Consider the following 22,215-nt stretch of genomic DNA (forward strand, 5'->3'; position numbering starts at 1 on the left):
GCCGGAAGCAGCTGCTTTCCGGCCCCCTCACGCGTGTGCGCGCGCCTCAGGCGTTGGGACGCTTGCCGTGGTTGGCGGCGTTGCCCTTGCGGCTGCGCTTCTTGCGGCCTCGCTTACCCATGGTCCGATCTCCTTTCTGGTTCATTACAGTGTTTCACGTGTGGTCCGGTGGCCCTGAAACCAGGGCCACCGTCTTCTTCGTGGAATGAGGTGCCCGATGGCCGAGGACGTGCGCGCCGAGATGGTCTCCACCGTGTTCGAGGTGGTCGTGCAGGAGGGGGATGTCGTCGCCGAAGGCGACACGCTGGTGATCCTGGAGTCCATGAAGATGGAGATCCCGGTGCTCGCCGAGAGGTCGGGCACCGTGACATCGCTGGACGTGGTCGTCGGCGACGTCGTCCAGCAGGGCGATCTCATCGCGGTCATCTCCTGAGTCCGCACGTGCCCCCCGTGTCCACCCTCAGTGCCCTCCTCGCCGAGCACACCGACCTGCCGGGCGGTGCGGTCGATCACCTGCAGCGGGTCGTCGGCGAATGGCAGTTGCTCGCGGACCTGTCCTTCGCGGACGTCCTGTTGTGGGTGAGCGCGGAACCGGGTGGGGTGGTGTGCGTGGCGCAGTGCCGGCCCACCACCGCCTCGACCGTGCTGCCCGAGGACATGGTGGGTTCGGTGGTCTCCGAACGCGAGCACCCGCACGTGCTGCGGGCCCTCGAGACCGGAGTGGTCGTCTCCGCGGACTCGCGGCCCAGCCACGTCGCGCCGCTGCGCCGTCAGGCCGTGCCGGTCCGCTGGGACGGGCAGGTCATCGCGGTCCTGAGCCGCGACGCGGCGACCGTGGCGCGACGCACCAAGAGTGCCCTCGAGACCGCCTACCTCGAATGCGCCGACGCCTTGTTCACGATGATCTGCGAAGGCACCTTCCCGAATCCGGAATCCCGATCCGACACCAAGTCCAGTCCGCGCGCCGGGGACGGCTTCATCCGCCTCGACCGCTCCGGACGGGTGGTGTACGCGAGCCCGAACGCCCTGTCCGCCTATCACCGGATGGGCCTGAACTCGGACCTGCTCGGCCAGAACCTGATCGAGACGACGCGCGCGCTGGTGACCGATCCGTTCGAGAGCGAGGACGTCGAGACATACCTGCGCGGAGCGGTGCACGGCAAGCTGGGTCGGCCCATGGAGATCGAGGCTCGCGGCGCGACGGTCCTGCTGCGCGCGCTGGTGCTCGCGCCCGGCGGCCGGCTCGAGGGCGCTGCGGTGGTCATCCGCGACGTCACCGAGGTCAAGCGGCGCGACCGGGCGTTGCTGAGCAAGGACGCCACGATCCGGGAGATCCACCACCGGGTGAAGAACAACCTGCAGACGGTCGCGGCCCTGCTGCGGCTGCAGGCGCGGCGCACCGGCAATACCGAGGCCCGGCAGGCCCTCGCCGAGGCGGTACGCCGGGTGACGTCGATCGCGCTCGTGCACGAGGCGTTGTCGATGTCGGTGGACGAGGAAGTCGATCTCGACGACGTCGTCGACCGGCTGATCCCCATCGTCGTCGACGTCGCGGCCGTGGGCAGCCAGGTCCGGGTGCGCCGGGAGGGCAGCCTCGGCGTCTTCCCCGCCGAGCGGGCGACACCGCTGGTGATGGTGCTCACCGAGCTCGTGCAGAACTCCGTGGAACACGCCTTCGACCCGGGTGCCTCCGGCACCGTGACGCTGCGCGCCGAGCGGTCGGCCCGCTGGCTCGACGTGGTCGTCCACGACGAGGGCAAGGGACTGCCGGAGGGGTTCGACCTCGGCAGCTCGGACCGCCTGGGCCTGCAGATCGTGCGCACCCTCGTCGCCGCGGAACTCGGCGGGACGTTGCGGCTCGAACGGGGCGCACCCACCGGAACCGACGCGCGCCTGCGGGTTCCGCTGGGCCGGGTGACGCTCGGCTGAATCGCCGCGTCCCGGCCGGGACGGGTGAGAGTGCCTCCGGACGCAGGAAGGCCCGGCACCGAAGCGGCGCCGGGCCTTCCCGGAACTCTGTGGCGTAGGTCGCGTCAGACCGCGGTGCGCGCCCGGGTACGGGCGTTGCGGCGCTTGAGGGCGCGACGTTCGTCCTCGCTCATGCCGCCCCAGACGCCCGCGTCCTGGCCGGACTCGAGGGCCCACGAGAGGCACTCGGCGGTGACGGGGCAGCGGTTGCACACGAGCTTGGCGTCGGCGATCTGCGCGAGGGCCGGGCCGCTGTTGCCGACGGGGAAGAACAGCTCGGGATCCTCGTCGCGGCAGATGGCCTTGTGGCGCCAGTCCATGCTTCTACTCTCCTTCGATAGTGCTCGTCGCACCGGCTGATCGTGGTGGCAAGTTCATGTGTGCGTCGGCAAGTGTTTCCGCGCGGTTACTTGTGAATGCTTTCACGAACCAGCGTGAAGTCAATAGAAAAAGTCACGACCGTGGGGAAGCTCACGCCGACGGTGGCCCGGGTATTGGGTTCGAACTTCCTTTGTACACCGCGGGAATCGAAAATGTAACCCGGATCACGTATCGGCGTCAGTGCGCCTCGGGCACCGGAGCCACGACGTCGAGTACGGCGGGCACCGACACGAACTCCACTTCGGTGCGAAGGCCCAGGTAGTCGCCGTCCACCTGCAGGCCGATCGGCCGGGAGGACACCGCCTGCACCCGCGCCACATCGTCGACGCGCACCAGGCGACGGGAGTTCGGATCGCCGCGCCGCGCGAGCAGCTGGCGGACCACCCGCAGGCTCGCGAACACTGCCGTCGTCGTCATCGCGAAGACTCCGAGCCCGGTCTCGAACGAGGTGCCCGGGTTGGTGTGCACCGGGCGCTTGTCGAGGTAGGTCCACGGGCTCGAATTGGAGACGAATGCGTAGTACACGCCCGGGATCGGTGGCCGGCCGGGCAGCGTCAACGTCAGCGCGGGTTCGGCGCCCTTCGACTTGAAGAACTGCGTGATCGAATGCGCCACGTAGCGCGCGGTGGTGACCTTCCGCCCGCCCAGCCGGCTCAGGTCGATGGCCTCGCACACCTGCGCGTCGAGCCCGAGCCCCGCATTGAAGACGAACCACCGGCCGTCGCAGTGGCCGAGGCCGATCCGGCGGGTGGTGCGCCGGGCCAGCAGGTCGAGCAACTGCTCGGTCGCCCTCACCGGATCGGCGTCCACGCCCAGCGACCGGGCGAAGACGTTGGCCGAGCCGCCGGGGACCACCGCGAGCAGCGGGAGGGTGGGGTCGGCCACCCGTACCGACGGGGTGCCGAGCAGGCCGTTGACGATCTCGTTGACGGTGCCGTCGCCGCCGTGCGCGACGACGACGTCCATCCCGTCGGCGTGCGCCGAGCGGGCCAGTTCGGCGGCGTGCCCCCGGTGGGTGGTGTGGGCGACGGTGAGGGAGACCCGGTCGGCGAGCGCGCGGGCCAGCCGGTCGCGACCGGCCGGAGTGGTGGTCGTCGCGTTGGGGTTCACGATCAGCAGTGCGCGCACGGAGCATCAGCCTAAGTGGTCTCGTACGGGTCCACTACGCTGGCCGGGTGTCCACCGAGTCGCCACGCAGCACCGTTCCGTCGACCGTTCGAGCCGCGGGTGGTCTCGTCGTCCTCGAAGGCGTGATCGCCATCGGCTTCGCTGTGGTCTCCGTGGTCCGGGCCCTCGCGGGCGGGCACGACCAGACGGTGGGCAACGGTTACGGCCTCGCGCTGTGGCTGGGGATCCTGTTCGGCGGCGTGCTCGCAGCCGGGATCGCGCTGTTGCGGGGCAAGCGCTGGGGGCGGGCCGTGGCGATCGTCGCCCAGCTGCTGCTGCTGCCGGTCGCCTGGTCGCTGCTGACGGACTCCCACCAGGTCGTGCTCGGCATTCTGCTCGCCCTGGTCGTGGTGCCGGCGCTGGTGCTGCTGTTCAGCCCGCCGACGACGCGCTGGCTGGCGCAGGACTACGCCCCGGACGCCGACGACGTGGCCTGATCTCCGCCGAGCGCGGCGAGGGCCTGCCCGCTGAGGCGGAAGGTGGTCCACTCGTCCTGCGGGACGGCGCCGAGCGAGCGGTAGAACCCGATCGACGGCGTGTTCCAGTCCAGCACCGACCAGCTCAGGCGGCTGTAGCCGCGGTCGACGCATTCGCGGGCCAGCGCCGCGAGCAGGGCGCGGCCGTGGCCGTGGCCCCGGTGCTCGGGCCGGACGTACAGGTCCTCGAGGTAGATGCCGTGCACCCCGTCCCAGGTGGAGAAGTTGCGGAACCACAGCGCCATGCCCACCACCGTTCCGTGCGCGTCCTCTGCGACGTGGGCGAACGCGGCGGCGTCCCTGCCGAACAACGCCGTGTGCAGCTGCTCGGGCACGACGGTGCACCCGTCGCGGGCCTTCTCGTACTCGGCCAGCTCGTAGACGAGGGCGGTGAGGGCGTCGACGTCGGCGGGACGGGCGCGGCGGATCACGATCGGGGGCCTTTCGTGGGGATCGGCGACCCGCCGGACGGCGAAAGTCGCGGTCGATTCTCGCGTTCGGACGACTTTTGGGCGAGGATCATTCCGTGACAACGGTACTTGCGGTGGCAAATCAGAAGGGTGGCGTCGCGAAGACGACCACCGTCGCGTCTCTGGCGGCCGCCCTGGCCGGGTTGGGGCAGCGGGTGCTCGTCGTCGACCTGGACCCGCAGGGATGCCTGACGTTCTCGCTCGGGCACAACCCCGACCGGCTCGAACGTTCGGTGCACGACGTGCTGGTGGGGGCGGCGGAGGCGAAGGAGGTTCTGCTCGACACCGACGAGGGCTTCACGTTGCTGCCCGCGACGATCGACCTCGCCGGCGCCGAGGCGCTGCTGCTGATGCGGCCGGGGCGGGAGTTCACCCTCCGGCGGGCGCTGGCCCCACTGCTCGACAGTTTCGACGTCGTCGTGATCGACTGCCCGCCGTCGCTGGGCGTGCTCACGCTCAACGGCCTGACCGCCGCACAGTCCGTGCTCGTGCCCCTGCAGTGCGAGACCCTCGCACACCGCGGCGTGGGGCAACTGCTGCGTACCGTCGCCGAGGTCAAGCAGATCACCAACCCCGACCTCGAACTCCTCGGTGCCCTGCCGACGCTCTACGACGCCCGCACGACACACAGCCGCGACGTGCTCGCCGACGTCGCCGACCGGTACGACATGCCGGTGCTCGCGCCGCCGATCCCGCGCACCGTGCGCTTTGCGGAGGCGTCGGCGTCGGGAGCGTCGGTGCTCGCCGGCCGGAAGAACAAGGGCGCCGAGGCCTACCGCGAGCTGGCCGAGCACCTGCTCGCCCACTGGCGCGACGGCAAGAAGCTGGTCACCTTCACGTCGTGAGGCGCGCGGTGAGTTCCTCGGGGCTCACCGCAGCACCACGACCAGCGGCCCGCGCTGCTCGAGCACCGAACTCCCGGCGACCGCCACGTTCACCACCGCCGCCTCGTCGCGCACGACCGGAATCCGGTCCTGCACCGCCCCGGTGGCAGGCTCGACCACCGCGAGGGCGTCGCGCACCGGCATCAGCAGCGCTCCGGCCATGGCGGCGCCGGTGCCCGTCGTCCCGGGCAGCGTCCACCGCGGCACCAGGTCGTCGCCGCCGAGGGCGACGGTCTCCGTGCCCGACCACCATGTGAGGAACGAACCCTGCACCGCGGCGGGGAACACCGCTTCCGGCGTCGCCGCGGCCGCCAGCGGGTGCCGGGCGGTCAGCGTGCCGGCGGCGTCGTACACGGCGAGCACGGGCCCGGAGGAGGCAGTGGGCGGCAGGTACAGCACCGTGCGCTCCCCGGTCACCGCGACGACGCGCGTACCTGCGTCGTCCGGCCCCAGTTCCGGCAGCACCGACGAGGCGATCTCCGTCGGTTGGGAGTCCGCCTCCGGGGTCGTCTCGAGCAGCGTCAACCGGTCCGCCTCTTCGCCCGGGCAGCGTTCGACGACCGCCAACCGGGTGTTGCTCGCCGCGGCCGAGCGCAGCGTGCACCCGTTGCGGGGTTGCGCCCCCGGCACGACGGGCGCGTCCACGCGCCCGTACTCGAGCGTGCGCACGAGATCCGACCGCCACAGTTCGAGGCGGGTCTCGCCCCGCGAGATCACGTGGGTGTCGGCGGCGGTGAGGGTCACTGCGTCGTCGGCGTCGCTCGAACGCTGCGCCCCCCGCATCCCCGAATCGGGGACCAGCTGGGTCACCTGGCTGCATCCCCGCTGGTCGCGGTACACCGCGACGGCGGTGCGCCAGTTCTCCACGACGCCGCACAACGGCATGTCGCGGCCGTAACGCCACAGCTCGGCGCCCGAGTCGAGGGCGCGGCCGATGACCGTGCCGCCGTCGCCGGTGACCACGACACCTCCGACCGCGATCGGACGGGACGTCGCGCCGCTGGGCGCGCGCCACGCCTCCGTCAGGGTCGACGGCACCGCCGTCGCGGACGCCGGCGCCTCGGGTGCCGCGTCGGTCGTGACGGACACGGTGCCGCGCGCGTCCGACCGCAGCCAGACGACGCTCGCCGCCGCGACGACCGCGACGGCGAGCAGGAGAGCTGCGATCAGGTCCGCCCGGGTTCTGCGCTCCGGTGCGAGCATCGCGGCCGGCTACTGGGCAGCCGAAGCCGTGACCGTGTCGCTCTTCGCCGTCGCGGAGGAACCGCCGCGGCGCCGGCGCCGGCGCCGGCGTGCGGGCGCCGCCGTTCCGTCCCCGGAGTCCTCGGCCTGCTCCGACGTGGCGCTCGTGTTCTCGGGCTCGGCGCCGCTGTTCTCGGCACCGCCGGAGTCGGGCCGGCCACCGCGGGTGCGCCGGCGGACCCGGGTGCGCTTGGGTCGTGCCGCGTCCTCGGCGGCCTCTTCGCGGGCGGGCCGCTCCGCGGGCGCCTTGCGGACCGTGCCGGTCGTGCCTTCGGGGATGCCCAGCTCCTCGAACAGGTGCGGCGAGCTCGAGTACGTCTCGACCGGGTCGGACAGGCCGAGGTCGAGGGCCTTGTCGATGAGGTGCCAGCGCGGGATGTCGTCCCAGTCCACCAGGGTGACGGCGATGCCGGTGCGCCCCGCCCGGCCGGTGCGGCCGATGCGGTGGACGTAGGTCTTCTCGTCCTCGGGGCACTGGTAGTTCACGACGTGGGTGACGTCGTCGATGTCGATCCCGCGCGCAGCCACGTCGGTGGCCACGAGCACGTCGATCTTGCCCTTGCGGAACTTGTCGAGGGCCTTCTCCCGGGCGATCTGCCCCAGGTCGCCGTGCACGGCTCCGACGGCGAAGCCGCGCTCGGCGAGCTCGTCGGCGACCTTCTGTGCGGTGCGCTTGGTGCGGGTGAAGATCATCGTGGCGCCCCGGCCCTCGGCCTGCAGCACTCGCGCCACCAGCTCCGCCTTGTCGAGGGCGTGCGCGCGGTAGACGAGCTGGTGGGTGCGCTCGTGCACCGCGGAGGACTCCGGCTCCTCGGCCCGGATGTGCGTCGGGCGCGTGAGGAAGGTGCGGGCGAGCGTGATGATCGGGCCGGGCATCGTCGCCGAGAACAGCATCGTCTGGCGGCGGTCGGGCACCATGCCGAGAATGCGCTCGATGTCCGGGAGGAAGCCGAGGTCGAGCATCTCGTCAGCCTCGTCCATCACCAGGATGCCGATCTTGCCGAGGATCAGGTGACCCTGGTTGGCGAGGTCCAGCAGCCGGCCCGGGGTGCCGACGACGACGTCGACGCCCTTCTTCAGCACGTCGACCTGCGTCTCGTACGGGCGCCCGCCGTAGATGGACAGAACCTTCAGCGGCCCGTCGGCGCCGCGGAGATATTTGGCGGCGTTCTCGAGGTCCTGCGTGACCTGCACGCACAGCTCGCGCGTCGGGACGATCACCAGCGCACGGGGCGTGCCGTCGAGGGCGGTGGTGCCGGACGCGGTGGTGGTGAGGCGGTGCAGCAGCGGGACACCGAACCCGAAGGTCTTGCCCATGCCGGTGCGGGCCTGTCCGATCAGGTCGTCGCCGGCGAGAGCGAGGGGGAGCGTCAGCTCCTGGATGGCGAAGGTGCGCTCGATGCCCATCTCGGCCAGAGCGCGGACGATCTCGTCCCGCACGCCCAGCTCGCCGAACGTGGGCGGGATGTGGGTGGAGTCGAGCTGGGCCGACACCGTGGTTTCGGTGGCGTCGTCTTCGTGGTCGACAGTGATCTTGCTCAGGGGTCTGGCCTTCCTGGTCTCGGCACGCACGCACGAGTGGAGAGGCGACCGGCCTGCGCCTCAGCGAGAGCGACCGGAACGGGCTCTGCGAGGCGCGGCTGCGATCTGCGATCGGGTGCGCGCACATCATCGGTGAAGTCCGCGGGGGCCGGTGGTCGGCGCCTCGAGGCGCGGCCTTCCAGGACCATTGTACCGTGAGCCGCGCCGTCGACGGCTGGGTACTACGCTGTGTCGTCATGGGAGCCGAAACGTCGCCGTCCGCCGCAGAGTCTCGTCCACCCGCCGCCCCGGCGCGCGTCCCGGCCGATCATCCCGGCGTCGCCGAGTTGTTCGCGGTGCTCGCCTACGGTGAGATTTCGGCCTTCTACCGCCTCGCCGACGACGCGCGGATGTCGCCGAGCCTGCAGGGGCGGGTGGCGTTCGCGAGCATGGCCGCCGCGGAGATGAGCCACTTCGAGACGCTGCATGCCGCGCTCACCGCGCGCGGCGTGGAGATCTACACGGCGATGGAGCCCTACCGGCGCGCCCTCGACGCGTACCACGCGTCCACGAACCCCTCGAACTGGCACGAGTCGCTGGTCAAGGCGTACGTCGGCGACGGCATCGCCGCCGACTTCTACCGCGAGATCGCCGGCACCCTCGCCCCCGAGGTGGCGGAGGTCGTGCGGGAGGTCCTCGCCGAGACCGGGCACTCGGAGTTCGTGGTGCACGAGGTGCGCGAGGCGGTGCGGCGCAGCGCCGCCGACAAGGACCGGCTGATGCTGTGGGGACGGCGGCTGCTCGGTGAGGCCATCACCCAGGCGCAGTACGTGATGGCCCAGCGTGAGGACCTCACCGATCTGGTGATCGCCGCGTCCGGTGATCTCACCGACATTGCCGCGTTGTTCGACCGGATGCAGCTCGAGCACGCCGAGCGGATGGCAGTGCTGGGGCTGCACTAGCCTGGGCGGGGACAGCTGTAGAGCCCTGAGAGTTCGGAGGTCGACCGTGGAGGTCAAGATCGGTGTTGCGGACAGTCCCCGCGAGCTCACCGTGATCAGCGAGCAGACGCCCGAAGAGGTCGAGTCGCTCGTGGCGCAAGCCCTGGCCGGCGAGAAGGACGGCGTGCTGACACTCGTCGACGAGAAGGGCCGCAAGCTCATCGTGCAGGCGTCGCGGGTCACCTACGTCGAGATCGGCCCCGCCGACATTCGCAAGGTCGGGTTCGCGGCGACCTAGAAGGACGGCGTCACGACGACAGAAGGGCCGGGGCTGATGCCCCGGCCCTTCTGTCGTCGTGGGCGCAACCATGCCGGCGGGTCACCGCCGTCGGGTCGGCGCCGGCGGGTCACCGCCTGCGCAGCTCCGGCTGCAGCGGCACGTGCGAGAGTCCACCCCAGGCGAGAGCGACCGTGGTGTCGACGGCGTCCTCCTTCGGAATCGGCCGGGCGGCCTCGAGCCAGTAGCGGGCGGTGAACTGGCTGGTGCCGACGAGGCCGACCGCCAGGATGCGCGCCCGGTACGGGTCGAGACCGGAGTCGTGGCTCACCAGGTCGAACACCGCGTCGACGCAGGCCTCGGTGGCCTGCTCCACGCGGTGGGCGACCTGCGGCTCGCCCATCAGGTCCGATTCGAACACCAGCCGGAAACCCTGCGAGTCGTTGTCGACGAAGTCGAAGAACGCCTGCACCGCGGCGCGCACGCGCTGCCTGTTGTCGGTGGTCGACCGCAGGGCCTGGCGGACCCCGGAGATCAGGCTGTCGACGTAGCTCTGCAGCACAGCGCAGTACAGTTCGAGCTTGCCGGGAAAGTGCTGGTACAGCACCGGCTTGCTGACCCCGGCGCACTCGGCGATTTCGTCCATGCCGGCCGCGTGGTATCCGCGGGTGACGAAGACTTCGCTGGCTGCAGCGAGGAGCTGGACCCGGCGCTCGTCCCGCGGCATCCGGGCGCCGCGTCGAGTGCCGGTGCCGTTGCCCGAGCTGGTGGCGCGGCCGGACGATGTCCGGGCTGCGAGTTCGGTCATGTCGCTCCCAATCCGAAAAATTCGTCGAAGTGATGCCTACCACTACGACGTGCAATCGTCTCTGCACGTTACAGGCCGGGGGGCCTCGAGGTGCCGTGCACCCCTACCCACGAGTATCCCAGCCGGAGGCCCACTGTGCGCGGCGCCACATCGGCGTGGCGGCGGTCGGCACCCGCGCTCGGCGACCCGGCACGGCCGGCGACGGCCGTATGAGATTCTGGCAACCGTGACCGACCGAGCAGGAGCCGGCGTGACGGACACACCGCGCCGCCCGGTGCGCAGTCCGCGCCGGACACCCGAGGACCGGACGTCCGACCGGCGACGCACCCGCGCCCCTTCCCACCAGCCCCTGCGAGCTCAGTGGGACCCCGTCTCGGGCGGGGAGAAGGGGTCTCGTCCGCCGCGGCCGGACCGCGGAGTGCGCAGGCAGACCCGGCTCGGCCGGTTCGTCGCGACCTACGGTTGGCGGGCCTACGCCATCCCCGTCCTCGCGGTCCTCACGGTGATCGTCCTGGTGGATGCGCTGCGCACCGGTGGCGACACGCCCGAGGCCACGGCGGCCGGCGACGCGGCGGCCGCACCCGGCGACGTCGTGGGCGTGCCCGCGCCGGTCGCGGACGGTACGTTCCCCGCCGATCTGCCGTCCGGTGCGCTCCCGGACGGCGGGCCGTTCACGGTGGCCGGGGCCGGCACCTGGCGGGTGGTGCCCGGGACCAGCGGTCAGGTCGGCACCGGACGCGTCTACACCTACACCGTGGAGATCGAGGACGGCGTGGACGCCACCGGCTACGGCGGCGACGCGGCGTTCGCCCGGATGGTCGACGAGACCCTGGCCAACCCGAAGAGCTGGACCCTGGATCCGGCGTTCGCGTTCCGTCGCGTCGATCAGGGCGAGCCCGACTTCCGGGTGTCGCTGACGTCCCAGATGACGATCCGGCAGGGCTGCGGGTACGACATCGAACTGGAGGTGTCGTGCTACAACCCGGGCCTGGGCCGGGTCCTGCTCAACGAGCCCCGGTGGGTGCGTGGCGCCGTCGCGTTCCAGGGTGACATCGGCTCCTACCGCCAGTATCAGATCAACCACGAGGTCGGGCACGCCATCGGCTTCGCCGCCCACGAGGGGTGCGGCAGCGACGGGGGCCTCGCGCCGATCATGATGCAGCAGTCCTTCGGCACCGCCAACGACGTCATCGCCGGCCTCGACCCGGAGGGTCTCGTCCCCCGCGACGGGCTCACCTGCAGGTTCAATCCGTGGCCGTATCCGCGGGGTGAGGATGGGACAATCGGGTAACCGCCCGATCGAGCCGGCCGAGGAGCTGTCGTGACCCCACTGCCACCTCCGGTGGATCCCGCTGCACTGCCACCTCTGGTGGAACCCGCTGCACTGCCACCTCTGGTGGAACCCGCTGCGGAGCTGACCCGCGAGGAGGTGGCCCGCTACAGCCGGCACCTGATCATCCCCGGGGTCGGGGTGGTGGGGCAGCGGCGGTTGAAGAACGCGCGGGTGCTGTGCATCGGCGCCGGCGGCCTGGGTTCGCCGGTGCTGCTCTATCTCGCCGCGGCCGGTGTCGGCACCCTCGGCATCGTCGAATTCGACGATGTCGAATCGTCCAACCTGCAACGGCAGGTGATCCACGGGATCGCCGACGTGGGCCGCCCCAAGGGCGAGAGCGCTCGCGACACGATCCGCGGGATCAACGACAACGTGGAGGTGCGGCTGCACCCGGTGCGCCTGGACCCCGGCAACGCCGTCGCACTGTTCGAGCAGTACGACCTGATCCTCGACGGCACCGACAACTTCGCCACCCGTTACCTCGTCAACGACGCCGCGGTCCTCGCCGGCAAGCCGTACGTATGGGGGTCGATCTTCCGGTTCGAGGGACAGGTGTCGGTGTTCTGGGAGGCCGCGCCCGACGGGCGGGGGCTGAACTACCGGGACCTGTACCCGGAGGCGCCCCCGCCCGGGATGGTCCCGTCCTGCGCCGAGGGCGGCGTGCTCGGGGTGCTCTGCGCGTCCGTCGGGTCGATCATGGCCACCGAGGCGGTCAAGCTGATCACCGGCATCGGCGAGTCGCTGCTCGGACGCCTGATGATCTACGACGCTCTCGCGATGAGCTACCGGACGGTGAGGTTGCGCCGCGATCCGGGCCGGGTGCCGGTGACGGAGCTGGTCGACTACGACGCCTTCTGTGGTGTGGTGCCGGACGACGGCGCCGCCCTCGCCGAGTCGACCATCACCCCGACCGAGCTGCGCCGGTTGCTCGAGTCGGACCGGGAGATCGAGCTGATCGACGTGCGCGAGCCGGTCGAGTGGGACATCGTCCACATCGAGGGGGCACGGCTGATCCCGAAGGACCGCATCCTCTCCGGAGAGGCGCTGGCGGAGCTGCCGCAGCACAGGCCGATCGTGCTGCACTGCAAGACGGGGATCCGCTCGGCCGAGGCCCTCGCCGTGCTGAAGAAGGCCGGTTTCGCGGACGCCACGCACCTGCAGGGCGGGGTGCTCGCATGGGCGCAGCAGGTGGACCCCTCACTGCCCGTGTACTGAGGGAACACGGGGAAGATAACGATGCGGGAATGGTGTCCCCGGGTAACGGAGTGCCTTCCCCTGAACGGGGCGGCGCCGACTGTACGGTGTGCCCCGTGAGTCCCCTCGAACCTCCGCAGCACGTGCGCTCGACCTTCGGCCTCCGGGACGTCGAACCGGTCCCGCTCGGGGCGGACTGGGACGGAGGCTGGCGGTGCGGCGACGTGGTGCTCTCGCCGGTCGCCGACCATGCCCGGGCGGCGTGGTCGGCGAAGGTGCGCGAGACCCTCGGGGTCGACGGGGTGCGGCTGGCGCGGCCCGTTCGCTCCACCGACGGCCGCTACGTCGTCTCCGGCTGGCGCGCCGACACCTACATCGTGGGCACCTCCGAACCGCGGCACGACGAGGTGGTGGCCCTGTCGCTGCGGCTGCACGCGGCCACCGCCCAGCTGGAGCGGCCGCGCTTCCTCATGCAGCCGCCCGTGGCGCCGTGGGAGGACGTCGACGTGTTCGTCGCCGCCGACCGCGCGGCGTGGGAGGCGGTGCCCCTGCGCACCGCCCGCGCTGCCGGCGCCCCGGAAACCGTCACCCCCGACGGACGCAAGAGCATCGACCTGATCAACCAGCTCGCGACGCTGCGCAAGCCGGTCCACCTGCCCGATCAGCTCGTGCACGGCGACCTGTTCGGCACCGTGCTCTTCGCCGGCAGCGCCGCGCCCGGCCTGACCGACATCACCCCCTACTGGCGGCCCGCGTCGTGGGCGGCCGGTGTCGCCGTCGTCGACGCGCTGTCGTGGGGCGGGGCCGACGACGAGCTCATCGGCCGGTGGGAGGACCTGCCGGAGTGGCCGCAGATGCTGTTGCGCGCGGTGATGTTCCGGCTCGCCGTGCATGCCCTGCATCCGCGCTCCACGGAGGAGGCGTTCCCGGGGCTGGCACACACCTCGGATCTGGTGCGGCTGCTCGTCTAGCCTTCGCTGCCGCGCAGCTCACCGAACATGGCGAGCGCGGCGGCCGTGGCGCGGCCGGGCTCTCCCGCGACGACGGCGAGCACCAGTTCGCGGTGCTCGTCGTGGAACCCCGCCCCCGTCTCGTCGACGCGGCGCCGGATCGTCTCCTCGATGACGGGCAGCAGCGAGTCGTAGAACTCGAGGTAGACGGCGTTGTGGCTGGCCTCGACGATCGCGCGGTGCAGGGCGACGTCGGCGGCGAGGGCAGCGACCGAACGCGGGTCGGCCCACGCGCGCATCCGCGCGTCGAACAGTTCGGTCAGGTGCACGGCGTCCGCGTCGGTGCGGCGCCGGGCGGCGAGCGCTGCGGCGGTGACGTCCAGCGCCTGCCGCAGTTCGAGCACGTCCTGCTCGTGGGCGTCGGCGAAGTAGGTGCCGAGAGCGCTGCCCACCTCCGAGGTGGCGACGACGTAGGTGCCCGAGCCCTGCCGCCGCTCCAGCAGCCCCGAGTGCACGAGTGCCTGGACGGCTTCGCGCACGGTGTTGCGGCCTGTTCCGGTCAGCTCGGCCAGGGCGGGTTCGGGAGGGATGCGGGTGCCCACCGCCCAGGCGCCGGTGCGGATATGGTCGCGCAACTGCTCGGTGACCTGGGCGATGAGGCTGGTGCGTCGCACGGTACGCATGGGGGTCCTTCCTGCATCCGGAAAACGCCTTCGACGATAGACGTCGGGTCATCCTATGATTTCGCTCGTGGCTGTCACCGGTGCCGGATCCTCGTCCCCGTCCCTCCTGCGGGGACGGCTCCTGGTCTTCGTTGCGATCGTGATGTCCGCGCTCACGCTGCGCCTCGCCGTGACCTCGTTCAGCCCGCTCGCCGAGCAGATCCGCGCCGAGCTCGGTTTCGCGCCCGCCGTGGTGGGCGTGTTCGGCATGGTGCCGACCGCGATGTTCGCGGTGTTCGGGCTGCTCACCCCCGTCATCGCCCGCCGGGCCGGGCTCGAGGCCACGGCCCTCGTCGCGATGCTGGCCGCCGGATTCGGCATGGCAGCGCGCGCGCTGACCCACGAGACGTGGACACTGCTCGCGTTCTCCGCGCTCGCGCTCGCCGGGATGGGGATCGGCAACGTGGTGATCCCGCCACTGGTCAAGAGGTACTTCTCCGACCGCCTGGCGGTCGTGAGCACCGTGTACATCGTCGGCGTCCAGATCGGGACGGTGCTGCCGGCCCTCGCCGCGGTCCCGGTCGCGGAGGCCGCCGGGTGGCGGTGGTCCATCGGACTGTGGGCGGCGTGGGCGTTCGCCGCGGCGATCCCGTGGCTCGGCGTACTGTACCGGGCCCGCGGAGCCCGTCCGGTCGCCGGCGACGCCCCGCACTCCGAGCCCACGCCCGGCCGGGTGTGGCGCTCGCCCGTCGCATGGGGCATGGCCGGCATGTTCGGCATGACCTCGCTGATCACCTACTCGATGTTCACCTGGATTCCCGCGGTGCTGCTCGACGCCGGCGGCAGCGAGGCGCTCGGCGGGGCCATGATCGCCCTGTTCTCGTTCGTCGGCCTGACCGCCTCGTTCGTCGCTCCCGCCGCGTGCGCCCGCATGCGGGATCCGTTCCTGCTCGTCGTGGTGTGCGTGGCGTGCTACGCGGTGGGCTTCACCGGTCTGCTGCTCGCGCCGCTGGCGGCCACGGCCCTGTGGGTGGTGGCGATCGGCGTCGGGCCGACCACGTTCCCGATGGCGCTCACCCTGATCAACCTGCGCACCCGCACCCACGCAGCGTCCGCGGCACTGTCCGGCTTCACCCAGGGGCTCGGCTACACCGTCGCATGCCTCGGGCCGGTGCTGGTGGGCGTGCTGCACGAGGCCACCGGCGGCTGGACGGCGCCGTTCGCGTTCCTCGGTTGTGCGGCGCTCGTGGTGCTGATCGCCGGCCGGGTGGCCTGCCGGCCCCGGTACGTCGAGGACACCTGGGGCGGCTCCGGCGCCGGTCCACAGCCCGCGCGCACCCGCGGCGCCGACCTCACGGAGGCCTCCTGCCGCAGGTGAGCATCTCTTGACGCGGCAGTCATCGAGGGCAGCACCGCGGCAACACCCGTTTCCTACCTTGGGTCCATCGATACCGACCCGAGGAAGGGACATGGGGTGGCCGCAACAACCGGAGTATCACCGACCGAAGGCCTGCGTGAGAAGTTCGCGCGCAAGCACCGCATCGAACACTGGGACGCCGAGGACACGGCGGCATGGGAAGCCGGTGGCAAGGAGATCGCGAAGCGGAACCTGATCTGGTCCGTCCTGGCCGAGCACGTCGGCTTCTCCGTCTGGTCCATCTGGTCCGTGATGGTGCTGTTCATGCCCACCGACGTCTACGGCATCGATGCCGCCGGCAAGTTCTTCCTCGTCGCGGTGCCCACCCTCGTGGGCTCGCTGCTGCGCATTCCCTACACCGTTGCCACGGCGCGGTTCGGCGGTCGCAACTGGACGGTGTTCAGCGCGCTGGTGCTGCTGATCCCCACCGTCGCGGCCCTGTACCTGATGCTCAATCCCGGCTTCTCGTACACCACCTTCCTGGTGGTGGCCGCGGTCGCCGGCCTCGGCGGCGGCAACTTCGCCTCGTCGATGACCAACATCAACGCCTTCTACCCGCAGCGGCTCAAGGGTTGGGCGCTGGGCCTGAACGCGGGCGGCGGCAACATCGGCGTGCCGGCGGTCCAGCTCGTCGGCCTGCTCGTCATCGCCACCGTCGGCAACACCGAGCCGTGGATCGTGTGTGCCGTCTACCTGGTGCTGTGTGCCTTCGCTGCGCTCGGCGCGGCCCTGTTCATGGACAACCTCGGTGACCAGCGCGCCGACCTGCGGGCGATGGGTGAATCCCTGAAGTACCGCGACTCGTGGATCCTCAGCTTCCTCTACATCGGCACGTTCGGCTCCTTCATCGGCTTCAGCTTCGCGTTCGGCCAGGTGCTGCAGATCAACTTCCTCGCCGGGGGCGCGACCGCCGCCGAGGCCTCCCTGCACGCCGCGCAGATCGCGTTCATCGGCCCGCTGCTCGGATCGATCGCCCGGCCGCTCGGCGGCAAGCTGGCCGACCGGATCGGGGGCGGCCGGATCACGCTGTACACGTTCGCGGCCATGGCCCTCGCGGCGGGACTGCTCGTCACCGCCGGCACCCTCGACGACGCCACCGCCGGCGCCGCCACCGGCGGCATCATGGTGATCTTCGTCCTCGGGTTCATCGCCTTGTTCCTGCTCTCGGGCATCGGCAACGGCTCCGTCTACAAGATGATCCCGTCCATCTTCGAGGCCAAGGCGCAGAGCCTCGACTCGCTCGACCGGGCCGGGAAGGCCGCATGGGCGCGCAGCATGTCCGGCGCCCTGATCGGATTCGCCGGCGCCATCGGCGGCCTCGGCGGCGTCGGGATCAACCTGGTGCTGCGCGCGTCCTACAGCAGCGAAGCCAAGTCGGCGACCATGGCGTTCTGGGTGTTCCTCGCCTTCTACCTGGTCTGCATCGTCGTCACCTGGGCCGTGTTCCTGCGCCGTCCCACTGCCCCTCCCGCGGAGACGCCCGCAGAGCGCGACGTCACCGCCGACACGGTGGCCACCCGCGTCTGACCACGGCCGCCCCATCACGCACGTAAGGAAGAAGGAAACGGTATGAGCCACAAGTCTGTTGTCGTCGTCGGACACGGCATGGTGGGCCACCGCTTCGTCGAGGCGCTGCGCGCCCGCGACGAGAAGAACCTCTGGTCGGTGACGGTGCTGTGCGAGGAACCGGTGCCCGCCTACGACCGCGTGGGACTGTCGTCCTATGTCGGCTCGTGGGATTCGAAGGAACTCGCCCTCGCCGGCAACGAGTACGAGGGCGACGACCTGGTCGACCTGAGGATCGGCACCCGGGCCGCGACGATCGACCGTGCCGGGCGCACCGTCACCACCGACGCCGGTGAGGTGATCGGGTACGACGCGCTCGTCCTGGCCACCGGCTCGTACCCCTTCGTCCCGCCGATTCCCGGCAAGGATCTGGCCGGGTGCTTCGTCTACCGGACCATCGAGGACCTGGACGGCATCCGGGCCGGCGCGGAGCAGGCCGCTCCGGGTGCAGTCGGCGTCGTCGTCGGCGGCGGGCTCCTCGGCCTCGAGGCGGCCAACGCGCTGCGGATGCTGGGCATGACGCCGCACGTCGTCGAGTTCGCGCCCCGGCTCATGCCGCTGCAGGTCGACGAGGGCGGCGGTGCGCTCCTCGCCCGGCTCGTCACCGATCTCGGGCTGACGGTGCACACGGGCGTCGGCACCGCCGGCATCACGGAAGGCCCCGGCGGGTTGAGCGTGGAGCTGTCCGACGGATCGGTGATCGACGCCGCGCTGCTCGTGTTCTCCGCGGGTGTCCGTCCCCAGGACGGACTGGCCCGCGACGCGGGGCTCGAGCTGGGCCCGCGTGGCGGTGTCCGCACCGACCTCGGCTGCCGCAGCACGACCGACGACGCGATCTACGCGATCGGCGAGTGCGCGGCCGTCGAGGGCACCTGCTACGGCCTCGTCGCCCCGGGCTACAGCACGGCCGAGGTGGTGGCCGACCGGCTCCTCGACGGCGCCGCCGAGTTCCCGGGCGCCGACCTGTCGACCAAGCTCAAGCTGCTCGGCGTCGACGTCGCGAGCTTCGGCGACGCGCACGCCACCACTCCGGGCGCCCTCGAGGTCGTGCTGTCGGACGCCGCGAAGGGCACCTACGCCAAGCTGGTCGTCTCGGACGACGCGAAGACCCTGCTCGGCGGCATCCTCGTCGGCGACGCCTCCGCGTACGGGTCGCTGCGGCCGCTCGTCGGCCGGGAGCTGCCCGGCGACCCCGCAACGCTGATCTCCCCGGCGGGGGAGAAGCCGGGCGCCGGGTCGCTGCCCGACGACGCCGAGGTGTGCTCCTGCAACGGAGTCACGAAGGGGACGATCTGCGGTGCCATCGCAGACGGCGCATGCGACATCGCCCAGGTCAAGGCCTGCACCGGCGCCGGCACCACGTGCGGCGGCTGCCTGCCCACCGTCAAGCAGCTCCTCGCGGCGTCCGGTGTGGTCATATCGAAGGCCTTGTGTGAGCACTTCGAGCAGTCCCGGGCCGAGCTGTTCCAGATCGTGCAGGCCACGAACACCCGCACGTTCTCGGCACTGATCTCCAAGTACGGCCGGGGGACCGGCTGCGACATCTGCAAGCCCGTCGTCGCCTCGATCCTCGCCTCGACCGACTCGGATCACATCCTGGGCCGGCAGCAGGCGGCGCTACAGGACACCAACGACCACTTCCTGGCCAACATCCAGAAGAACGGCACCTACTCGGTGGTGCCGCGGATGCCCGGCGGCGAGTGCACCCCCGAGCAGCTCATCGTCATCGGCGAGGTCGCCCGCGACTTCGGCCTGTACGTCAAGATGACCGGCGGCCAGCGCATCGACCTGTTCGGTGCGCGGGTCGAGCAGCTTCCGCTCATCTGGCAGCGGCTCGTCGACGCCGGTATGGAATCCGGCCAGGCGTACGGCAAGTCCCTGCGCACCGTGAAGAGCTGCGTGGGCTCGACGTGGTGCCGGTACGGGGTGCAGGACTCGGTCGGCATGGCCGTCGACCTCGAGCTGCGCTACCGCGGGCTGCGCTCACCGCACAAGCTCAAGTTCGGCGTCTCCGGCTGCGCCCGCGAGTGCGCCGAGGCGCGCGGCAAGGACGTCGGGGTGATCGCCACGGAGAACGGCTGGAACCTGTACGTGTGCGGCAACGGCGGCCAGTCGCCCAAGCATGCGCAGCTGCTCGCCGGTGGTCTCGACGACGAGACCCTCGTCAAGTACATCGACCGGTTCCTGATGTTCTACGTGCGCACCGCCGACCGCCTGCAGCGCACCGCGCCCTGGCTCGAGTCCCTCGAGGGTGGACTCGAGCACCTGAAGGCGGTGGTGTGCGAGGACAGCCTCGGGATCGGCGACGAACTCGAGGCGGCGATGGCCAAGCACGTCGCCGGATACCGGGACGAGTGGAAGGGAGTGCTCGACGACCCCGAGAAGCTGTCCCGCTTCGTGTCGTTCGTCAACGCGCCCGACGTGGCCGACCCGACCGTGCGGTTCGACGACTCGGGCCGGCGGAAGGTGCCGGTGCTGGTCGGAATGCCCTCTTACCGTGAGGGAATCTCGGGTTAACGCCCGAGAAACACCGGCCCCGGAGAATTCCGTCCGTAGTTCCAAGGAGGACATTCATGACCGTCATCGAGACGCACACCCCCGAGCGCGCGTCGCGTGCCAGCGTGTACGACGGGCGTCTGGAGTGGACGTCGGCGTGCCCGCTCAGTCACCTCATCCCCGGCCGCGGTGCCGCCGTGCTGCTGCGCGGCGGCGAGCAGGCGGCGCTGTTCCGGCTCGACGACGGCAGTCTGCGGGCGGTGGGCAACTTCGACCCGTTCGGCCGCGCCGCGGTGATGTCGCGTGGGATCGTCGGCGACCGCGGCGGCGAGCCCACCGTCGCCTCGCCGCTGCTCAAGCAGGTCTTCTCGCTGGACGACGGACGCTGCCTCGACGACCCGTCGGTCCGCCTGCCCGTGTACGACGTGCGGGTGTGGGCCGGTGTCGTCCAGATCCACAGCCTCGTGCCCGTGCACCGCGGTTACGGCGAGCGTTCGTGAGCGAGGACAACGCGCCGCTGCACGGCTTCACGATCGGCATCACCGCCGCGCGCCGCGCCGACGAGTTCGCCACCCTGCTGACCCGGCGCGGCGCGGAGGTGGTCCACGCACCCGCCATCCGCATCATCCCGCTCGCGGACGACGCCGAGCTCGAGCGCGTGACGCGTGACATCCTCGAGACCCCGCCGGACATCACCGTGGCCACCACGGCGATCGGCTTCCGCGGCTGGATGGGGGCCGCGGACGGCTGGGGCCTCGCCGAGCAGCTCGGCGAGGCCCTGGGCGGCAGCCGCATCCTGGCCCGCGGGCCGAAGGTCACCGGCGCGATCCGGGCCGCCGACCTGCGGGAGGAGTGGTCGCCGGCGTCGGAGTCGTCCGCGGAGGTGCTCGAGCACCTGCTGGCCGAGGGCGTGGAGGGGGTGCGGATCGCGGTGCAGCTGCACGGCGCCCGCACCGAGTGGGAACCCGGCGCGGACCTGTGCGAGGTGCTGCGCGACGCCGGTGCCGACGTGGTGGCGGTCCCGGTGTATCGGTGGACCCCGCCCGACGACCCCACCGCGATGGACCGGCTCGTCGAGCAGATCGCCGACCACAGCATCGACGCGGTGAGCTTCACCAGCGCGCCGGCCGTCGCGTCGCTGCTGATGCGTTCCAAGGCCACCGGAATGCTCGAGTTGATGCTGCGCGCGCTGCGCACCGGGGTCACCGCGGTGTGCGTGGGGCCCGTGACAGCCGCGCCGCTGGTCGAGCTGGAGGTGCCGGTCTCGGCACCGGCCCGGGCCCGGCTCGGATCCCTCGCCCGGCACCTGGCCGAGGAGCTGCCGCGGCGCGCCCACCGCATCGAGGCCGGGGGACACGTGCTCAGCGTCCGCGGCCGCTGCGTCGTGGTCGACGGCGAGATCCGCTGCCTGGCGCCCGCCGCGATGGCGCTGTTGCGCACCCTCGCCGCCCGGCCCGGGCGGGTCGTCTCGCGCGAGGAACTGCTCGCCGCGCTGCCCGGCGGTGGCGGCGACACCCACGCCGTGGAGACCGCCGTCGCGCGGCTGCGGTCCGCGCTCGGCGCCCCCACGATCGTGCAGACCGTCGTCAAGCGCGGCTACCGGCTCGCGGTCGACCCGGTGGGCTGCGCCGACAAGGAATACCCCCTCGGCTAGGGGCACCGTCCCGGCCGACCCGTTCCCGATCAGGAGTTGTGACCATGATCGACCCGGCTCTGCTGCTCGTCGCCCACGGCACACGCAATCCGCGCGGCGTCGAGACGATTGCGGCCCTCGCCGACGCCGTCTCCCGCGACGTGGGCGCCACCCGCGTCGCGTTCGTCGACGTCCTCGGACCCTCGCCGTCGGAGGTGCTGCGCGATTCCGGCCGGCCCACCGTGCTGGTGCCCGCCTTCCTGGCCTCCGGGTACCACGTGCACGCCGACGTGCCACGCGAGGTCGCCGACAGTGGGCATCCCGCCGTGGCGGTCACCCGCGCGCTCGGACCCGACCCGGTGCTCGCACGGGTGCTGCTGCAGCGGCTCTCCGCGGCCGGCTGGAAGCCCGGTGACGCGGTGGTGCTCGCCGCGGCGGGCTCCTCCGACCCACGCGCCGTCGGCGACGTGCGACGGGCCGCGGACATGTTGTCGGCGCTCGCGCGCGTCGCCGTGCGCGTCGGGTACGTCGCCACGGGAGCCCCGCGCGTGCCGGACGTCGTCGCCGGACTGCGCGCCGCGGGTGCGCGCCGGGTGTTCGTCGCGTCGTACCTGCTCGCCGACGGGTTGTTCCACGCGCGTCTCGCCGATGCGGGCGCCGACGGGGTATCGGCGCCGCTCGGAGTGCACGACTCGATCGTGCGCCTGGTGGCCGAGCGGTACCGGTCGGCGGCGACCGTGCTGCTCGCCGGAGGCCCGCTGCGCGGGTGACCTTGCCGACACGGCGCCGTCGACCGCGGGTGCGCGCCGTATCGTCGTTCCTCGTGTCC

Annotated in this window: 22 protein-coding genes; 15 read left to right on the plus strand and 7 right to left on the minus strand. The window is 71.6% G+C overall.

What is annotated here, in order from left to right:
- Nucleotides 1–217 precede the first annotated feature (217 nt).
- Together G6038_RS00610 and G6038_RS00615 are read left to right on the plus strand one after the other, a co-directional pair.
- Complete coding sequence (locus G6038_RS00610; RefSeq protein WP_165035396.1) at nt 218–433, plus strand: biotin/lipoyl-binding carrier protein; 216 nt, start codon at nt 218–220, stop codon at nt 431–433.
- Between the two features lie 17 nt (nt 434–450).
- Nucleotides 451–1,929, plus strand: coding sequence for a PAS domain-containing sensor histidine kinase (locus G6038_RS00615; protein WP_165035397.1), 1,479 nt, complete (start codon nt 451–453; stop codon nt 1,927–1,929).
- Between the two features lie 104 nt (nt 1,930–2,033).
- Here the strand turns inward: G6038_RS00615 and G6038_RS00620 are convergent, their stop codons facing one another.
- Together G6038_RS00620 and G6038_RS00625 are read right to left on the minus strand one after the other, a co-directional pair.
- Nucleotides 2,034–2,288, minus strand: coding sequence for a WhiB family transcriptional regulator (locus G6038_RS00620; RefSeq protein WP_006550236.1), 255 nt, complete (start codon nt 2,286–2,288; stop codon nt 2,034–2,036).
- Nucleotides 2,289–2,526: 238 nt separating this feature from the next.
- A complete protein-coding gene (locus tag G6038_RS00625; RefSeq protein ID WP_165035398.1) occupies nt 2,527–3,477 on the minus strand; it encodes a diacylglycerol kinase family protein in 951 nt (316 codons plus the stop codon).
- A 47-nt stretch (nt 3,478–3,524) separates the two neighbouring features.
- On the opposite strand from G6038_RS00625, the gene G6038_RS00630 reads away from it, so the two are divergent.
- Complete coding sequence (locus tag G6038_RS00630; protein ID WP_165035399.1) at nt 3,525–3,953, plus strand: hypothetical protein; 429 nt, start codon at nt 3,525–3,527, stop codon at nt 3,951–3,953.
- Here the strand turns inward: G6038_RS00630 and G6038_RS00635 are convergent.
- Nucleotides 3,923–4,423, minus strand: a complete 501-nt coding sequence (locus G6038_RS00635) for a GNAT family N-acetyltransferase (protein ID WP_165035400.1) — start codon at nt 4,421–4,423, stop codon at nt 3,923–3,925. The genes G6038_RS00630 and G6038_RS00635 overlap by 31 nt on opposite strands.
- A 95-nt stretch (nt 4,424–4,518) precedes the next feature.
- On the opposite strand from G6038_RS00635, the gene G6038_RS00640 reads away from it, so the two are divergent.
- Nucleotides 4,519–5,307 carry a ParA family protein gene (locus G6038_RS00640; protein WP_165035401.1) on the plus strand — a complete coding sequence of 263 codons (789 nt, stop codon included), beginning with the start codon at nt 4,519–4,521 and terminating at the stop codon, nt 5,305–5,307.
- Nucleotides 5,308–5,331: 24 nt separating this feature from the next.
- Here G6038_RS00640 and G6038_RS00645 read toward each other — a convergent pair whose 3' ends face one another.
- Together G6038_RS00645 and G6038_RS00650 are read right to left on the minus strand one after the other, a co-directional pair.
- Nucleotides 5,332–6,549 (minus strand): hypothetical protein, encoded by a 1,218-nt coding sequence (locus G6038_RS00645; RefSeq protein ID WP_165035402.1) that lies wholly within the window; start codon nt 6,547–6,549, stop codon nt 5,332–5,334.
- Nucleotides 6,550–6,558: 9 nt separating this feature from the next.
- The gene (locus G6038_RS00650) at nt 6,559–8,160 is read right to left on the minus strand and encodes a DEAD/DEAH box helicase (protein WP_165035403.1); all 1,602 of its coding nucleotides are present in this window, start codon (nt 8,158–8,160) and stop codon (nt 6,559–6,561) included.
- A 206-nt stretch (nt 8,161–8,366) separates the two neighbouring features.
- Here G6038_RS00650 and G6038_RS00655 point away from each other — a divergent pair, with 206 nt between their 5' ends.
- On the plus strand, nt 8,367–9,071 hold the full coding sequence (locus tag G6038_RS00655) for a ferritin-like fold-containing protein (protein ID WP_029544591.1): 705 nt from the start codon (nt 8,367–8,369) through the stop codon (nt 9,069–9,071).
- 46 nt (nt 9,072–9,117) lie between these two features.
- Nucleotides 9,118–9,348, plus strand: a complete 231-nt coding sequence (locus G6038_RS00660; protein ID WP_165035404.1) for a DUF3107 domain-containing protein — start codon at nt 9,118–9,120, stop codon at nt 9,346–9,348.
- A gap of 109 nt (nt 9,349–9,457) precedes the next feature.
- Here the strand turns inward: G6038_RS00660 and G6038_RS00665 are convergent, their stop codons facing one another.
- Nucleotides 9,458–10,135 carry a TetR/AcrR family transcriptional regulator gene (locus G6038_RS00665; RefSeq protein WP_165035405.1) on the minus strand — a complete coding sequence of 226 codons (678 nt, stop codon included), beginning with the start codon at nt 10,133–10,135 and terminating at the stop codon, nt 9,458–9,460.
- A 349-nt stretch (nt 10,136–10,484) separates the two neighbouring features.
- On the opposite strand from G6038_RS00665, the gene G6038_RS00670 reads away from it, so the two are divergent.
- The 3 genes from G6038_RS00670 to G6038_RS00680 all read left to right on the plus strand — a co-directional run bounded on the left by G6038_RS00670 (nt 10,485) and on the right by G6038_RS00680 (nt 13,633).
- Complete coding sequence (locus tag G6038_RS00670; RefSeq protein WP_240918249.1) at nt 10,485–11,426, plus strand: DUF3152 domain-containing protein; 942 nt, start codon at nt 10,485–10,487, stop codon at nt 11,424–11,426.
- A 75-nt stretch (nt 11,427–11,501) separates the two neighbouring features.
- Nucleotides 11,502–12,683, plus strand: coding sequence for an adenylyltransferase/sulfurtransferase MoeZ (gene moeZ / locus G6038_RS00675; RefSeq protein WP_165035491.1), 1,182 nt, complete (start codon nt 11,502–11,504; stop codon nt 12,681–12,683).
- Nucleotides 12,684–12,778: 95 nt separating this feature from the next.
- Nucleotides 12,779–13,633, plus strand: a complete 855-nt coding sequence (locus G6038_RS00680; RefSeq protein ID WP_165035406.1) for a TIGR02569 family protein — start codon at nt 12,779–12,781, stop codon at nt 13,631–13,633.
- On the opposite strand, the gene G6038_RS00685 is transcribed toward G6038_RS00680, so the two are convergent.
- On the minus strand, nt 13,630–14,295 hold the full coding sequence (locus G6038_RS00685; protein ID WP_165035407.1) for an FCD domain-containing protein: 666 nt from the start codon (nt 14,293–14,295) through the stop codon (nt 13,630–13,632). The two genes, G6038_RS00680 and G6038_RS00685, sit on opposite strands and share 4 nt — an antisense overlap.
- A gap of 55 nt (nt 14,296–14,350) precedes the next feature.
- Here G6038_RS00685 and G6038_RS00690 point away from each other — a divergent pair, with 55 nt between their 5' ends.
- From G6038_RS00690 to G6038_RS00715, 6 genes are all read left to right on the plus strand, one after another.
- Entirely contained in the window at nt 14,351–15,652 is a 1,302-nt protein-coding gene (locus G6038_RS00690; RefSeq protein ID WP_165035408.1) for an MFS transporter, read from the plus strand.
- Between the two features lie 96 nt (nt 15,653–15,748).
- Nucleotides 15,749–17,218 carry a nitrate/nitrite transporter gene (locus G6038_RS00695; protein WP_165035409.1) on the plus strand — a complete coding sequence of 490 codons (1,470 nt, stop codon included), beginning with the start codon at nt 15,749–15,751 and terminating at the stop codon, nt 17,216–17,218.
- A gap of 42 nt (nt 17,219–17,260) precedes the next feature.
- On the plus strand, nt 17,261–19,774 hold the full coding sequence (nirB, locus tag G6038_RS00700) for a nitrite reductase large subunit NirB (RefSeq protein ID WP_165035410.1): 2,514 nt from the start codon (nt 17,261–17,263) through the stop codon (nt 19,772–19,774).
- A gap of 56 nt (nt 19,775–19,830) precedes the next feature.
- Entirely contained in the window at nt 19,831–20,253 is a 423-nt protein-coding gene (nirD, locus tag G6038_RS00705; RefSeq protein WP_165035411.1) for a nitrite reductase small subunit NirD, read from the plus strand.
- The gene (locus tag G6038_RS00710; RefSeq protein ID WP_165035412.1) at nt 20,250–21,407 is read left to right on the plus strand and encodes a uroporphyrinogen-III synthase; all 1,158 of its coding nucleotides are present in this window, start codon (nt 20,250–20,252) and stop codon (nt 21,405–21,407) included. Before nirD ends, G6038_RS00710 begins: the two co-directional genes overlap by 4 nt.
- Nucleotides 21,408–21,451: 44 nt before the next feature.
- Nucleotides 21,452–22,156, plus strand: a complete 705-nt coding sequence (locus G6038_RS00715; protein WP_165035413.1) for a sirohydrochlorin chelatase — start codon at nt 21,452–21,454, stop codon at nt 22,154–22,156.
- Nucleotides 22,157–22,215 lie beyond the last annotated feature (59 nt).

The organism is Rhodococcus sp. 14C212 (assembly GCF_011058195.1).
Taxonomy (GTDB): domain Bacteria; phylum Actinomycetota; class Actinomycetes; order Mycobacteriales; family Mycobacteriaceae; genus Rhodococcus; species Rhodococcus aetherivorans.